This window comes from Enterobacter sichuanensis, assembly GCF_009036245.1.
Classification (GTDB): domain Bacteria; phylum Pseudomonadota; class Gammaproteobacteria; order Enterobacterales; family Enterobacteriaceae; genus Enterobacter; species Enterobacter sichuanensis.
In genome coordinates, this window is record NZ_CP027986.1 from 4,344,313 (window position 1) to 4,359,008 (window position 14,696).

General features: G+C 57.7%; 13 protein-coding genes. 8 read left to right on the forward strand and 5 right to left on the reverse strand.

All coding sequences use genetic code 11. From position 1 onward, the window contains the following. Nucleotides 1-9: 9 nt before the first annotated feature. Nucleotides 10-1,356 (reverse strand): two-component system sensor histidine kinase EnvZ, encoded by a 1,347-nt coding sequence (envZ, locus tag C1N69_RS21130; protein ID WP_029882169.1) that lies wholly within the window; start codon nucleotides 1,354-1,356, stop codon nucleotides 10-12. Next, nucleotides 1,353-2,072: an osmolarity response regulator transcription factor OmpR gene (ompR, locus tag C1N69_RS21135; RefSeq protein WP_001157751.1), complete on the reverse strand. Its 720-nt coding sequence runs from the start codon at nucleotides 2,070-2,072 to the stop codon at nucleotides 1,353-1,355. The genes envZ and ompR overlap by 4 nt, the downstream gene beginning before the upstream one ends. Before the next feature lie 232 nt (nucleotides 2,073-2,304). Between ompR and greB the strand changes: the two genes are divergently transcribed. The 5 genes from greB (at nucleotide 2,305) to feoC (ending at nucleotide 8,299) form a co-directional block, all read left to right on the forward strand. Beyond that, nucleotides 2,305-2,778 (forward strand): transcription elongation factor GreB, encoded by a 474-nt coding sequence (gene greB, locus C1N69_RS21140; RefSeq protein WP_045285981.1) that lies wholly within the window; start codon nucleotides 2,305-2,307, stop codon nucleotides 2,776-2,778. A gap of 86 nt (nucleotides 2,779-2,864) precedes the next feature. Next, nucleotides 2,865-5,195, forward strand: coding sequence for a Tex family protein (locus C1N69_RS21145; RefSeq protein WP_155031825.1), 2,331 nt, complete (start codon nucleotides 2,865-2,867; stop codon nucleotides 5,193-5,195). Between the two features lie 280 nt (nucleotides 5,196-5,475). Next, nucleotides 5,476-5,703: a ferrous iron transporter A gene (feoA, locus tag C1N69_RS21150; protein WP_008503050.1), complete on the forward strand. Its 228-nt coding sequence runs from the start codon at nucleotides 5,476-5,478 to the stop codon at nucleotides 5,701-5,703. Nucleotides 5,704-5,733: 30 nt separating this feature from the next. Further along, nucleotides 5,734-8,052: a Fe(2+) transporter permease subunit FeoB gene (gene feoB / locus C1N69_RS21155; RefSeq protein ID WP_155031826.1), complete on the forward strand. Its 2,319-nt coding sequence runs from the start codon at nucleotides 5,734-5,736 to the stop codon at nucleotides 8,050-8,052. Nucleotides 8,053-8,062: 10 nt separating this feature from the next. Further along, nucleotides 8,063-8,299 (forward strand): [Fe-S]-dependent transcriptional repressor FeoC, encoded by a 237-nt coding sequence (gene feoC / locus C1N69_RS21160; protein ID WP_025758111.1) that lies wholly within the window; start codon nucleotides 8,063-8,065, stop codon nucleotides 8,297-8,299. 33 nt (nucleotides 8,300-8,332) lie between these two features. Here the strand turns inward: feoC and C1N69_RS21165 are convergent, their stop codons facing one another. Both C1N69_RS21165 and bioH read right to left on the reverse strand, forming a co-directional pair. Further along, on the reverse strand, nucleotides 8,333-8,602 hold the full coding sequence (locus C1N69_RS21165; protein WP_025758113.1) for a YdgH/BhsA/McbA-like domain containing protein: 270 nt from the start codon (nucleotides 8,600-8,602) through the stop codon (nucleotides 8,333-8,335). 111 nt (nucleotides 8,603-8,713) lie between these two features. After that, on the reverse strand, nucleotides 8,714-9,487 hold the full coding sequence (gene bioH / locus C1N69_RS21170; RefSeq protein ID WP_045285985.1) for a pimeloyl-ACP methyl ester esterase BioH: 774 nt from the start codon (nucleotides 9,485-9,487) through the stop codon (nucleotides 8,714-8,716). Between the two features lie 36 nt (nucleotides 9,488-9,523). On the opposite strand from bioH, the gene gntX reads away from it, so the two are divergent. The 3 genes from gntX (at nucleotide 9,524) to gntT (ending at nucleotide 12,523) form a co-directional block, all read left to right on the forward strand. Then, nucleotides 9,524-10,207, forward strand: coding sequence for a DNA utilization protein GntX (gene gntX, locus C1N69_RS21175; RefSeq protein ID WP_047959620.1), 684 nt, complete (start codon nucleotides 9,524-9,526; stop codon nucleotides 10,205-10,207). A gap of 61 nt (nucleotides 10,208-10,268) precedes the next feature. Next, nucleotides 10,269-10,844, forward strand: coding sequence for a Fe-S biogenesis protein NfuA (gene nfuA, locus C1N69_RS21180; RefSeq protein ID WP_008503055.1), 576 nt, complete (start codon nucleotides 10,269-10,271; stop codon nucleotides 10,842-10,844). 362 nt (nucleotides 10,845-11,206) lie between these two features. Continuing rightward, complete coding sequence (gene gntT, locus C1N69_RS21185; RefSeq protein WP_024907902.1) at nucleotides 11,207-12,523, forward strand: gluconate transporter; 1,317 nt, start codon at nucleotides 11,207-11,209, stop codon at nucleotides 12,521-12,523. Between the two features lie 86 nt (nucleotides 12,524-12,609). Here the strand turns inward: gntT and malQ are convergent, their stop codons facing one another. Beyond that, nucleotides 12,610-14,691 carry a 4-alpha-glucanotransferase gene (gene malQ / locus C1N69_RS21190; RefSeq protein ID WP_155031827.1) on the reverse strand — a complete coding sequence of 694 codons (2,082 nt, stop codon included), beginning with the start codon at nucleotides 14,689-14,691 and terminating at the stop codon, nucleotides 12,610-12,612. Nucleotides 14,692-14,696 lie beyond the last annotated feature (5 nt).

Consider the following 14,696-nt stretch of genomic DNA (forward strand, 5'->3'; position numbering starts at 1 on the left):
CAGACCGCACTATCCCTCTTTCACCTGCCCCCGCGTGACCGGCACCGGCAACCAGGCGCGAATGCTTAAACCGCCCCGCTCGCTGGTACCAATCTCCAGCAACCCGTTATGGTTATCCACAATACGCTGCACAATCGCCAGGCCCAGGCCTGTACCGCTGGTGCTGCGGGCGCTGTCGCCGCGCACAAACGGCTGGAACAGATGCTTACGCTGCTCCGGCTTAATGCCAGGACCGTCGTCTTCGACCTGGAACCAGGCGCGGTTGAGCTCCGATCCGCTGCTCACCTTGATCCAGCCATTGCCGTAGCGCGCCGCGTTGACCACCATGTTCGCTACCGCGCGCTTAATGGAGAGCGGGTGCATGCGAACCTGAATTTCACCCGCCTGAAGGTCGGTATCAATTTCACGTTCATAGCCACTTTCCGCTGCCACCACTTCACCCAGCACCGCGTTCAGATCGGCCATCTCCATCGGCATCTCCTGCCCGGTGCGCAGGTAGTCGATGAACTGCTCGATGATGGCGTTACACTCTTCGATATCCTTGTTGATGGACTCGGCGAGATAGCCGTCTTCTTCTCCCATCATCTCCGTCGCCAGACGGATACGCGTGAGCGGCGTGCGCAGGTCATGGCTGACCCCCGCCATCAGCAGCGTACGATCATCCGCCAGCTGCTTCACGCCTGCCGCCATATGGTTAAACGCACGCGTCACCGAACGGACTTCCGAAGCGCCATACTCGCGCAGCGGGGGAGGAATAATGCCTTTACCGACCTGCAGCGCCGCGTGCTCCAGGTCGACCAGCGGTCGGTTCTGTATACGGATAAACAGCCACGCACCGCCTATCGCCAGCAGCATAATCGCCAGGGTGTAGCGGAACAGCGGCGAGAAATCGCCCTGATGGATTTCGGTCAGCGGGACGCGCACCCAGATGTTGGGCGACAGCCAGGTTTTCAGCCAGACGACAGGCGAGCTTTTGTTTACCTCAACGCGCACTTCCGTTGGGCCGCCCAGCTGCTGCGCCATCTGCTGACTGAGAAATTCGTAGTGCTGCGCCCAGCGCAGGCCAGCGTCTTCCGCCGCTTCATTGGAATAGAGCGAAATGCCCAGCTCACGGTAGATTTCACGGCGAAACGCCGGAGGCACAACCAGTTGCGTGCCATCCTCCAGCTGCAGCTTATCGGTCATCAGCATACGGACTTCATAGGCCAGGACCTTATTAAACTGCTGGAGGCTAGGCAAAATTGCAAAGTTCAGCACGACCAGGTAGGTCGTCACCAGGCTGACGAACAGCAGGGTGACGATCAGTAACAGGGTGCGGGCAAACGAGCTTCGCGGTGAGAAGCGCATTCGCCTCATGCTTTAGAGCCGTCCGGGACGAACACGTAGCCCAGACCCCAAACGGTCTGAATATAACGAGGATGCGCTGGATCTTCTTCCACCATGCGACGCAGACGGGAAATCTGCACGTCGATGGAGCGTTCCATTGCGGAGTATTCACGACCACGCGCGAGGTTCATCAGCTTGTCACGGGAGAGCGGTTCACGCGGGTGGCTGACCAGCGCTTTCAGCACCGCAAACTCGCCGCTGGTGAGCGGCATAGGCTCGTCTTCACGGAACATCTCGCGCGTGCCGAGATTCAGCTTAAACTTGCCGAAGGCGATGACGGCTTCTTCCTGCGACGGTGCGCCCGGCAGTTCGTTCGCCTGACGACGCAGCACAGCACGAATACGCGCCAGCAGTTCACGCGGGTTAAACGGTTTAGGAATGTAGTCGTCCGCGCCGATTTCGAGGCCCACGATACGGTCCACTTCCTCGCCCTTCGCCGTCACCATGATGATCGGCATCGGGTTGCTCTGGCTACGCAGACGGCGGCAGATCGAGAGCCCGTCTTCACCAGGCAGCATCAGGTCGAGAACCATCAGGTGGAAAGATTCACGGGTCAGCAGACGGTCCATCTGCTCAGCGTTCGCGACGCTACGAACCTGGAAGCCCTGCTCGGTCAGATAACGTTCCAGCAGCGCACGCAGGCGCATGTCGTCATCCACGACCAGAATTTTGTAGTTCTCTTGCATTGTGTGTACTCCCAAAGGTTCGGATAGTCTAATAACAGCGTATTCTAAAAAAGTGCACGTGTTCGACCAGCTAATTCTGGTATAAATTCTAGTCGAAATTGTTACAAAGCATATTTAACAGCAGCTTATCTGCACATTTCATCACATAAATCATTATTAACGCTGTCAGATATGCGATGTGATACGTAATGTGCGCAAGGTTTGCAATGATGTCGAGTCTGAAGGTCACCGAATGAAAACGCCCCTGATCACCCGCGAAGGGTACGAAAAACTCAAAAAAGAGATGGACACCCTGTGGCGCGAAGAGCGCCCTGAAGTGACCAAAAAAGTGACCTGGGCAGCAAGCCTGGGCGACCGCAGCGAAAACGCTGACTACCAGTACAACAAAAAGCGGCTGCGTGAGATCGACCGCCGGGTACGCTATCTGACCAAATGCCTTGAAAACCTTAAAATTGTCGATTACTCCCCCCAGCAGGAGGGCAAAGTGTTCTTTGGCGCGTGGGTTGAGATTGAGAACGACAACGGTGATACCCTGCGTTTTCGCATTGTCGGCTACGATGAAATTTTTGGTCGTAAGGATTACATCTCCATCGACTCCCCGATGGCCCGCGCGCTGCTGAAAAAAGAGGTGGGCGACCTCGCCGTCGTGCAGACACCCGCCGGTGAAGCCAGCTGGTACGTCAATGAGATCGTCTACGTAAAATAGTCCGAGAGCGCCCTCCCCGGCTGGCATTTTGCCGTGTCAGCCCGTATAACTATCCCCTGATTTTTGACCCACAAGATGATAAAGCCATGATGAAAGATTCGCTCTGCCGCATTATTGCGGGTGAACTTCAGGCCAGAGCCGAACAGGTAGAAGCTGCCGTTCGCCTGCTTGATGAAGGGAACACCGTGCCGTTTATTGCACGTTATCGTAAGGAAGTCACCGGCGGGCTGGATGACACGCAGCTGCGTAACCTGGAAACCCGTCTGGGTTATCTGCGCGAACTGGAAGAACGTCGTCAGGCGATCCTCAAATCCATCGGCGAACAGGGCAAACTGACCAGCGAGCTGGAAACCGCCATTAACGGCACCCTGAGCAAAACCGAGCTCGAAGACCTCTATCTGCCGTACAAGCCGAAGCGCCGCACGCGCGGGCAGATTGCGATTGAAGCGGGACTCGAGCCGCTGGCAGAGCTGCTGTGGAACACGCCGTCACATGACCCGGAAACCGAAGCGGCGAAATTTATCGATGCCGATAAAGGCGTGGCGGACACCAAAGCCGCCCTTGATGGCGCACGCTACATTCTGATGGAGCGCTTCGCCGAAGACGCGGCCCTGCTTGCCAAAGTGCGTGATTACCTGTGGAAGAATGCACACATCGTCTCTACCGTCGTCGCGGGTAAAGAGGAAGAGGGCGCGAAATTCCGCGACTACTTCGATCACCACGAACCGATTTCTACCACCCCTTCTCACCGTGCGCTGGCGATGTTCCGTGGCCGCAACGAAGGCGTGCTGCAGCTCTCCCTGAACGCCGACCCGCAGTTTGACGAGCCGCCGAAAGAGAGCCACTGTGAGCAGATCATCATCGACCATCTTGGCCTGCGCCTGAACAACGCCCCGGCAGACAGCTGGCGTAAAGGCGTGGTGAGCTGGACCTGGCGCATCAAGGTGCTGATGCACCTCGAAACCGAGCTGATGGGCACCGTGCGCGAGCGCGCCGAAGATGAAGCGATCAACGTCTTCGCCCGTAACCTGCACGACCTGCTGATGGCCGCCCCTGCGGGCCTGCGTGCCACCATGGGTCTCGATCCGGGGCTGCGTACCGGCGTGAAGGTGGCCGTCGTGGACGGCACCGGTAAACTGGTCGCTACCGACACCATCTATCCGCACACCGGCCAGGCCGCCAAAGCGGCCGTCGTGGTGGCCGCGCTGTGCGAGAAGTACAACGTGGAGCTGGTCGCCATCGGCAACGGTACGGCGTCCCGCGAAACCGAACGTTTCTACCTCGACGTGCAGAAGCAGTTCCCGAAAGTGACTGCGCAGAAAGTGATCGTCAGCGAAGCAGGGGCCTCCGTCTATTCCGCGTCCGAGCTGGCAGCGCAGGAGTTCCCGGACCTGGACGTTTCTCTGCGCGGCGCGGTCTCGATCGCCCGTCGCCTGCAGGATCCGCTGGCAGAGCTGGTGAAAATCGACCCGAAATCCATCGGCGTGGGCCAGTATCAGCACGACGTGAGCCAGACTCAGCTGGCGCGTAAGCTGGATGCGGTGGTGGAAGACTGTGTAAACGCCGTCGGCGTGGATCTGAACACCGCCTCCGTTCCTCTGCTGACGCGCGTGGCGGGCTTAACCCGCATGATGGCGCAGAACATCGTCGCCTGGCGCGATGAGAACGGTCAGTTCCAGAACCGCCAGCAGCTGCTGAAGGTAAGCCGTCTGGGGCCAAAAGCGTTTGAGCAGTGCGCGGGCTTCCTGCGCATCAACCATGGCGATAACCCGCTGGATGCCTCCACCGTCCACCCGGAAGCGTACCCGGTGGTGGAACGCATTCTGGCCGCCACCCAGCAGGCGCTGAAAGATCTGATGGGCGACAGCAGCGCCCTGCACAACCTGAAAGCCGCTGATTTCACTGACGACAAGTTTGGTGTGCCTACCGTTACCGACATCATCAAAGAGCTGGAAAAGCCGGGCCGCGATCCGCGCCCTGAGTTTAAAACAGCGACCTTTGCCGACGGTATCGAGACCATGAACGACCTGCTTCCGGGCATGGTGCTGGAAGGCGCAGTGACCAACGTCACCAACTTTGGCGCATTTGTCGATATCGGCGTGCATCAGGATGGTCTGGTGCATATCTCATCGCTTGCCGACAAGTTCGTTGAAGACCCGCATACCGTGGTCAAAGCGGGCGACATCGTGAAGGTTAAAGTGCTGGAAGTGGATCTGCAGCGCAAGCGAATCGCCCTGACCATGCGTCTGGACGAGCAGCCAGGTGAAACCAGCGCGCGCCGCGGCGCTAACGGTGGCGGTCGCGAGCAGCAGCGCCCGGCCGCTAAAGGCGCGAAACCGCGCGGACGTGATGCCCAGCCTGCAGGCAACAGCGCGATGATGGATGCGCTGGCGGCCGCGATGGGTAAGAAACGCTAACCCCTCACCCTAACCCTCTCCCCAACGGGGAGAGGGGACAAATTATACCGTAATAGATGAAACCGATTGCACATCCATATTTAAACCGCGAATTATCACCCCGTTAACAAATACTCTCCTTTTCGTTTTCCCGTCATTTCAGCAAATATTGAGCAAGGTCAAACAGGCCGTAAATTAATACCGCAAACAACATTCCGTCACAGTTTTAATATTGCTGATAAAAACTATTCTCATTATCATCGCATAGTAGATTATTTAACCTTTCGTGGAATCAGGCATTATGCAATTCACTCCAGACAGTGCATGGAAGATTACCGGTTTTACCCGCGAAATTAGCCCGGCCTATCGGCAAAAGCTGCTGTCACTGGGCATGCTGCCCGGCTCGTCATTCCAGGTGGTACGCGTGGCCCCGTTAGGCGATCCGGTTCATATCGAAACCCGACGCGTGAATCTGGTACTGCGTAAGAAAGACCTCGCATTAATAGAAGTCGAAGCCTTATCCCGATAACAAGCCAGCGGTTTCAGTGAGTCTAAAAAAATGAAAAAGTTAACTATTGGCTTAATTGGCAATCCTAATTCCGGCAAGACGACGCTTTTTAACCAGCTGACAGGGGCCCGCCAGCGCGTGGGCAACTGGGCTGGGGTAACGGTTGAGCGTAAAGAGGGTCAGTTTACGACAACCGACAACCAGGTCACGCTGGTTGACCTTCCCGGCACCTACTCTTTAACCACCATTTCGTCACAAACCTCGCTCGATGAGCAAATTGCCTGTCACTATATTCTGGGCGGCGACGCGGACCTGCTGATCAACGTGGTCGATGCCTCCAATCTCGAGCGTAACCTTTATCTGACGCTGCAGCTGCTGGAACTGGGGATCCCCTGCATCGTGGCGCTCAACATGCTCGACATTGCGGAGAAACAAAAGCTGCGCATCGACGTCGACGCCCTCTCCGCGCGCCTGGGTTGCCCGGTGGTTCCGCTGGTCTCGACGCGTGCTCGCGGGATTGATTCCCTGAAGCTCGCCATCGATCGCCATGCGGGGAACCGCGACGTTGAGCTGGTGCATTACGCGAAGCCCCTCCTGCGCGAAGCCCATATGCTGGCGCAGGAGATGGACAACAGTATGCCGGCGAAACAGCGGCTGTGGCTCGGCCTGCAGATGCTGGAAGGCGATATCTACAGCCGTGCTTACGCCGGACACGCGGCTGATAAACTCGACGTAACCATGGCCCGTCTGAGCGACGAGCTGGACGACCCGGCGCTGCACATCGCCGATGCCCGTTACCAGGCCATCGCGTCGATCTGCGATGTGGTCAGTAATGCCCTCACGGCAGAACCCAGCCGCTTTACGGCGGCGGTGGATAAGGTTGTGCTTAACCGCTTCCTCGGCTTGCCCATCTTCCTGCTGGTCATGTACGTGATGTTCCTGCTCGCCATTAACATCGGTGGCGCGCTCCAGCCGATTTTCGATGCCGGTTCCGTTGCGGTCTTCGTGCATGGGATTCAGTGGGTGGGCTACACCCTGCACTTCCCGGAATGGCTAACCATCTTCCTCGCACAGGGGATCGGCGGCGGTATCAACACCGTTCTGCCGCTGGTGCCGCAGATCGGCATGATGTACCTGTTCCTCTCGTTCCTGGAAGACTCCGGTTACATGGCGCGCGCCGCGTTCGTGATGGATCGCATGATGCAGGCGCTGGGCCTGCCGGGTAAATCCTTCGTCCCGCTGATTGTCGGCTTTGGCTGTAACGTCCCGTCGGTGATGGGGGCGCGCACGCTTGATGCGCCGCGCGAACGTCTGATGACCATCATGATGGCGCCGTTCATGTCCTGCGGTGCCCGACTGGCGATCTTTGCCGTCTTTGCCGCTGCCTTCTTTGGCCAGCAGGGCGCGCTGGCGGTCTTCTCCCTGTATGTGCTGGGCATCGTGATGGCGATCCTCACTGGCTTAATGCTGAAACACACCATCATGCGGGGTGAAGCCTCACCGTTTGTGATGGAGCTGCCGGTCTATCACGTGCCGCATCTGAAAAGCCTGGTGATTCAGACCTGGCAGCGTCTGAAAGGCTTTGTGCTGCGCGCCGGTAAGGTGATTGTCATCGTCAGTGTTTTCCTGAGCGCGCTGAACAGCTTTACCCTTAGCGGGCAGGCGGCAGATAACATTAACGACTCGGCTCTTGCCTCCGTCAGCCGCGTCATCACCCCGGTCTTCAAACCGATTGGCGTGCATGAGGATAACTGGCAGGCAACCGTCGGGCTGTTCACCGGTGCGATGGCGAAAGAGGTGGTTGTCGGCACCCTGAATACGCTCTACACCGCAGAGAACATTCAGGAGCAGGAATTTGATCCAGCAGCGTTTCATCTCGGCCATGAACTGCTGGGTGCCGTAGAGGAAACCTGGCAGAGCCTGAAAGATACCTTTAGCCTGAGCGTGCTGGCCAACCCGATTGAAGCCAGCAAAGGCGACGGTGAAATGGCGACGGGCGCCATGGGCGTGATGAGCGAGAAATTTGGCAGCGCCTCCGCGGCCTATAGCTACCTCATCTTTGTTCTGCTCTATATCCCGTGCATCTCGGTGATGGGGGCAATTGCCCGTGAGTCCAGCCGCGGCTGGATGGGCTTCTCCATCCTGTGGGGGTTAAACATCGCCTACTCGCTGGCAACGCTCTTCTATCAGACCGTTAACTTCAGCCAGCACCCGCGCTACAGCCTGGTCTGCATCCTCGCGGTGGTTCTGTTTAACGTCATCGTGCTCGGCCTGTTACGGCGCGCGCGCAGCCGCGTCGATATCGACCTGCTGGCGAAGCGTAAAACCGCCGCGACCTGCTGCAATAGCCCGGCGGGCGACTGTCACTAAGGAGCACCTCATGGCATCGTTGATTCAGGTTCGTGATCTGCTGGCGCTACAGGGACGGATGGAGGCCAGACAATTAAGCCTCACCCTGCATACGCCGCAGCCGATGATCGATGCCATGCTGGAAAGGCTCGAAGCGATGGGGAAAGCCGTGCGGATTCAGGAAGACGCGGAAGGTTGCCTCTCCGGCAGTTGTAAAAGCTGCCCGGAAGGTAAAGCCTGCCTCAGGGAGTGGTGGGCACTGCGATAATAAAGCCGGGCTGTGATGCCCGGCTTTATCGTATTACTTATAGACGTCCGCCGTTGCGCGTACGTTTTTGGTCTGCTTTTCAGCACTGGTGACAACGTAGTAGGTTCCACCCAGTTCATCCGCTTTCTTCGACAGCTCTCTTCTTGCGTCCATCGGCGCGGTGGTGTCAGACGTAGAAATCTCACCAATTTTGGTCAGATTCATTCCTGCAACTTTATCTTTTTCCAGCTCTTTTGCCGCAAAGGCGCCAAATGAAAGTGACCCAATAACCAGAGAAGTGACAATACCTGTAACAAGTTTCATAGCCTGACTCTCCATAGGATTGTTGTTTTGATTATCGTAGGCAGAACAACCGCAACGACAAATGGAGTATGGTTGCGGTGTGTTACTTTTTCCAGGCTGGATGGAAAATAATCAGTCGAAACGTTGACTTAACGCAATGAGCGCTGAACAAAATTCCGCCGGATGAGAGATAAACGGGGCGTGCGCGGCTTTGGCAATGACCTGTGACTCGCTCTCCGGCCACAGCGCATCCAGAAGCGGAACCACTTTACGCGGCACCAGGCCGTCAAGGTAGCCATAGATACGCAGGTGCGGCATGGCCAGCGCAGCCAGCGGCTCGCGCAGGTCGACCGTTTTCAGGATCTCCAGCCCGCCGTTAAGCACCTCCACCTCCGGCATCGGCAGGGAAAGCACGGTCTGCTTCAGCGTTCTCGCATCCTGACGCGCGGTTTCTGTGCCCATCGTCTGCAGGGCGAGGAAGCGCTCAACGGTCCGCTGGAAATCTTCGCTCAGCTGTTGCTGGAAGCTCGCCAGCACGTCAGGTTTTATACCTGGCCACGCCTCTTGCGCGCTAAAGCAGGGCGACGAGGCCACGGTCACCAGCGCCTTTACGCGCTCGGGCTGCGACAGCGCAATCTGGCTTGCCACCAGCCCACCCAGGCTCCAGCCGAGCCAGATGGCGTTTTGCGGCGCAGCGTCCAGAACCTGCCGGGCCATCTCATCAAGCGACATCGCCCCAAAACCGCGGCTGCGGCCAAAACCGGGCAGATCCACCAGATGCAGGGTGAAATGCGAGGCAAGTTCCTCACTTATGCAATGCCATACTTCTGCATTCAGGCCCCATCCGTGCAGCAGCACAAGATGGCAATTTCCTGTTCCTGCAGTCTGCCACCACAGCGTCTTCATCAGTTACTGTTCTCTTTTTTCACATGGAGGTTGCACATGCTAACAGTGCCAGGCTTGTGCTGGCTATGCCAAATGCCGCTTGCGCTCAGCGGATGGGGTATCTGTTCTGTCTGCACGCGATCGTTCACAAGGCGTATCGCGACCTGCCCACAGTGCGGTTTACCGGCCACGAACCCCGCGTTTCCCTGCGGTCGTTGTCTAAAAAAAGCCCCGCCGTGGCACGCGCTGGTGGCCGTGGATGATTATGTTCCGCCGCTAAGCAGGCTTATTCATTCGCTGAAATTTTCCGGTCAAAGTTCGCTGGCCCCGTCCCTGGCCCGCCTGCTACTGCTGGCGGTTTTACAGGCACGGCGTCAGCGCGCCCTGCCGAAAATCGACAGGGTGGTAAACGTGCCCTTATACCAGCGTCGGCACTGGCGGCGCGGCTATAACCAGAGCGATCTGATCTGCCGCCCCCTCGCCCGCTGGCTTGGCTGTCGGTATGACGCCCGCGCGCTTACGCGTGTTCATGCCACCGCCATCCAGCATCAGCTCAACGCCCGGCTTCGCAAAAGAAACCTCAAAAATGCCTTTCGCCTTGAATTGCCGGTCGACGGCCTCCATATCGCGATTGTGGATGATGTCGTCACCACAGGCAGTACCGTTGCTGAACTTTCCCGACTGCTTTTGCAAAGCGGCGCCGCGTCGGTTCAGGTATGGTGTCTGTGCCGTACCTTGTAGCCCTTCTTCAATGGGCGTATGATTATACCCAGGTAATTTAGTCAACTATTAGGCCAAAGCTATGATCCGTATTTCCGATTCTGCACAAGCGCACTTTGCCAAACTGCTGGCAAATCAGGAAGAAGGGACGCAGATCCGCGTGTTTGTGATTAATCCAGGCACTCCGAATGCAGAATGTGGTGTTTCTTATTGTCCGCCGGACGCGGTGGAAGCCACCGACACCGCCCTGAAATTTGAACAGCTCACCGCCTACGTTGATGAGCTGAGCGCACCGTATCTTGAAGATGCGGAGATCGACTTCGTCACCGACCAGCTGGGTTCTCAGCTGACCCTGAAAGCGCCAAACGCGAAAATGCGCAAAGTCTCTGACGATGCCCCGCTGATGGAGCGCGTTGAGTATCTGCTGCAATCCCAGATCAACCCACAGCTGGCTGGCCACGGCGGTCGTGTCTCCCTGATGGAGATCACCGATGAAGGCTTCGCCATCCTGCAGTTTGGCGGCGGCTGTAACGGTTGTTCCATGGTAGATGTGACCCTGAAAGAAGGGATCGAGAAGCAGCTGCTGAACGAATTCCCGGAACTGAAAGGCGTGCGCGACCTGACTGAACACCAGCGCGGCGAGCACTCATACTACTGATTCTTTGCCCGCCCGTATTGCCCGGTGGCGCTGCGCTTACCGGGCCTACAAAACAGTTACTGCATCCGAATCCCAGGCCGGGTACGGCGAAGCCGCCACCCGGCTTTTGTTATCCCGCCCCCCTCTATATGTTGACCTGCGTCTCATAATTCAAATTTAGCCTCCCAGGGTGATTCTCAATCTCGCCATGTTACCCGTATCATTCTCGTGGGCACTCAGCATCCTTATAACAGCCGACTAAACTTAATGGTTTCGAAGGCATCAGTATGAGTGCCGTTAACACTCTGTTCCCAGTTGGGACAATCGGAACTTGTCGTTGAAACAATGACGTTACCCATAACAATTCAAAGGCCAGGTAAATCATGCCATTAGTCATCGTTGCTATCGGTGTTGTGTTATTACTGCTCTTGATGATCCGTTTCAAAATGAACGGATTTATCGCTCTGGTTCTGGTGGCGCTTGCAGTCGGTCTGATGCAGGGGATGCCGCTGGTAAAAGTCATCAGCTCGATTAAAGCCGGCGTTGGCGGCACGCTCGGCAGCCTGGCGTTGATCATGGGCTTCGGCGCTATGCTCGGTAAAATGCTGGCGGACTGCGGAGGCGCCCAGCGTATTGCCACCACGCTTATCGACAAATTTGGTAAGAAGAACATCCAGTGGGCGGTGGTGTTAACCGGTTTTACCGTCGGTTTCGCGCTGTTCTATGAAGTGGGCTTCGTGCTGATGCTGCCGCTGGTATTTACCATCGCGGCTGCGGCGAGCATCCCGCTGCTGTATGTCGGTGTGCCAATGGCTGCGGCGCTGTCCGTAACCCACGGCTTCCTGCCGCCGCACCCGGGTCCAACCGCTATCGCAACCATCTTCCACGCGGATATGGGTAAAACCCTGCTGTTCGGTACCATTCTGGCGATCCCGACCGTTATTCTGGCCGGTCCGGTCTATGCCCGCTTCCTGAAAGGCATTGATAAGCCGATTCCGGAAGGTCTGTACAGCGCGAAAACCTTCACCGAAGAAGAGATGCCTGGCTTTGGCGTCAGCGTCTGGACCTCTCTGGTACCGGTGATCCTGATGGCGATGCGCGCCGTGGCAGAGATGATCCTGCCAAAAGGTCATGCATTCCTGTCCGTGGCCGAATTCCTGGGTGACCCGGTGATGGCAACCCTGATTGCGGTCCTGATTGCGATGTTCACCTTCGGTCTGAACCGCGGCCGTTCAATGGATCAGATCAACGACACGCTGACCTCGTCCATCAAAATCATTGCCATGATGCTGCTGATCATCGGCGGTGGCGGTGCGTTCAAGCAGGTTCTGGTCGACAGCGGCGTGGACAAATACATCGCGGCCATGATGCATGAAACCAACGTGTCGCCGCTCCTGATGGCCTGGTCCATCGCCGCGGTTCTGCGTATTGCGCTGGGCTCTGCGACCGTTGCGGCGATCACCGCAGGCGGTATCGTTGCCCCGCTGATTGCGACCACGGGCGTGAGCCCTGAGCTGATGGTTATTGCCGTCGGTTCCGGTAGCGTGATTTTCTCTCACGTTAATGACCCGGGCTTCTGGCTGTTCAAGGAGTACTTTAACCTGACAATCGGTGAAACCATCAAGTCCTGGTCCGCGCTGGAAACCATTATTTCGGTGTGCGGTCTGGTCGGGGTGTTGCTGTTGAATATGGTGGTTTGATGTAAAAAAGCCGGGTGGCGCTGACGCTTACCCGGCCTACATTCCATTCCCTCTCCCCCTGGGAGAGGGTTAGGGTGAGGGTGGAACTACCGCTTCTTGCCCACCGCCCTTCTGCGCTTATCCAAATCCTTAATCAGCCTGTTCACCCCGTCATCGGCAAACATCTTCTCAAGCGTAGTGGAAAGCTTGCGACGCCAGTTCTTGTACTGATAGCTGGTGCCCGGAATGTTGACCGGCTCCGCCATATCAATCCAGTCTTCCGGCTGCAGGCCCAGCAGGGCACTGTTGCTGTCGGCAATGTAACGCTGCAGACCACGGTTGAGCGTCGGGGTCATCGCCATCAGCGATGCCTTATGCCCGGCACGTTTCGGCAGACAGCCATGCTTATGCAGTGCATCCAGCAGGCCCTGCTTCGCCAGCTCGCGATCCTGATACAGGCCGCGAAGCACATCCTCATCCGGATAGAGACCCAGCGTTTTACCGAGCGTCAGATCCCCGCTTTCCCAATAGCCACGAAGCGTAGGAAGGTCATGCGTCGTCGCGACTGCCATTGACTGTTCAGGGTACGCTTTCGGCGCGCGGAAGGTTTTCTCATGGTCGTTTTCAAAATAGAGCACTTTATAGGAGTAAACGCCGCTGTCGCGGAGTTTGCTGACAATTTCCACCGGTACGGTGCCAAGATCTTCGCCGATCACCATGCACTGGTGACGCTTGCTTTCCAGCGCCAGGATCGACAGCAGATCGTCAACCGGATACTGCACATAGGCCCCGTGATCTGCCGTTTCACCGTACGGGATCCACCACAGGCGCAGCACAGACATCACGTGGTCGATACGCAATGCCCCGCAGTTCTGCATGTTGGCGCGCAGCAGGTCGATAAACGGCTCGTACGCGCGCGCCGCCATCACGTGCGGATCCATCGGCGGCAGGCCCCAGTTCTGGCCGAGCGGGCCAAGGATATCCGGTGGCGCGCCGACGGAGGCTTTCAGGCAGTAGAGTTCACGGTCGCACCAGGTTTCCGCACCGCCCTCAGCGACGCCGACGGCCAGGTCACGATACAGGCCGATCGGCATCTTATAGCCCTGGCTCTCCTGCCAGCAGGCGGCAAACTGGCTGTACGCCAGCCACTGCAGCCACAGGTAGAAGTCCACTTCATCCGCGTGTTTTTTACAGAAGGCTTTCACTTCCGGCGTGTCGACGGACTGATACGCTTCCGGCCACACCGGCCAGCCCCAGCGCATTTCGTCCTCTTTCACCTGATATGCGTGCAGCGCATCAAATGCTGCCTGCCAGTACAGGCTCTCGCCCTCCTGAGTGACAAACTGACGGAAGGCCGCCATCTGCTCGTCATCGCGCTGCGAAAAGCTTTTCCACGCCAGACGCAACGCGGCCATTTTCAGCGCCGTGACGGTAGAATAGTCCACCCAGTCCGCGTCACGCGCCTGCTTCAGCGCCTGCTGGGTGGTGCTGAGTTTCCACCACGCCTGCGCCTCCTGGCTGTTTTTGAAGTCGTCTAACGCATTAACATCGATATAAATCACGTTCAGCCAGCGGCGGGATGACGGGCTGTACGGGCTGGCGCTCTCCGGGTTGGCCGGATAAAGCGCATGGATCGGGTTGAGGCCGATAAACGCGCCGCCGCGTTCCCCCACGGAGGCCAGCATTTTCTTCAGATCGCCAAAATCACCGATACCCCAGTTGCTCTCTGAACGCAGGGTGTAGAGCTGCACGCAGGCGCCCCACAGCTTTTTACCCTCAAGCAACGCCTGCGGCTCATAGCAGCGTTTTGGCGCGACGATCACCCGGCAATGGAAGCGCTGGTCATCCTGGGTGAGCGTTAAGGAGTGGTAACCCTCCGGCAGCTTTGCCGGAAGGTTAAGGGTCTTACCGCCGGTGGCGTGGCCTTTATGCTGCTGGCCGTCTTCGGTGGTAAGCAGCCAGGTAAACTCGCCGCGCCCCTCCACCGTCAGCAGCATCTTTTTCCCCGAGGTGAAAACCTTCACGTTCGGCACCGGTGCAGCCGACGCTTTCGCGTCGGTTTTGTGCATGGCATCCAGCAAACGTCTTTTGGTGTCGGCGCCAATAGACTGCGGTTTGCCGTGAGCATTAATGTAACTGAGGCTGATCCCCGCCGCCTGCGCGGCGCTGTCCAGACGTTTACTCTCCATCGCGC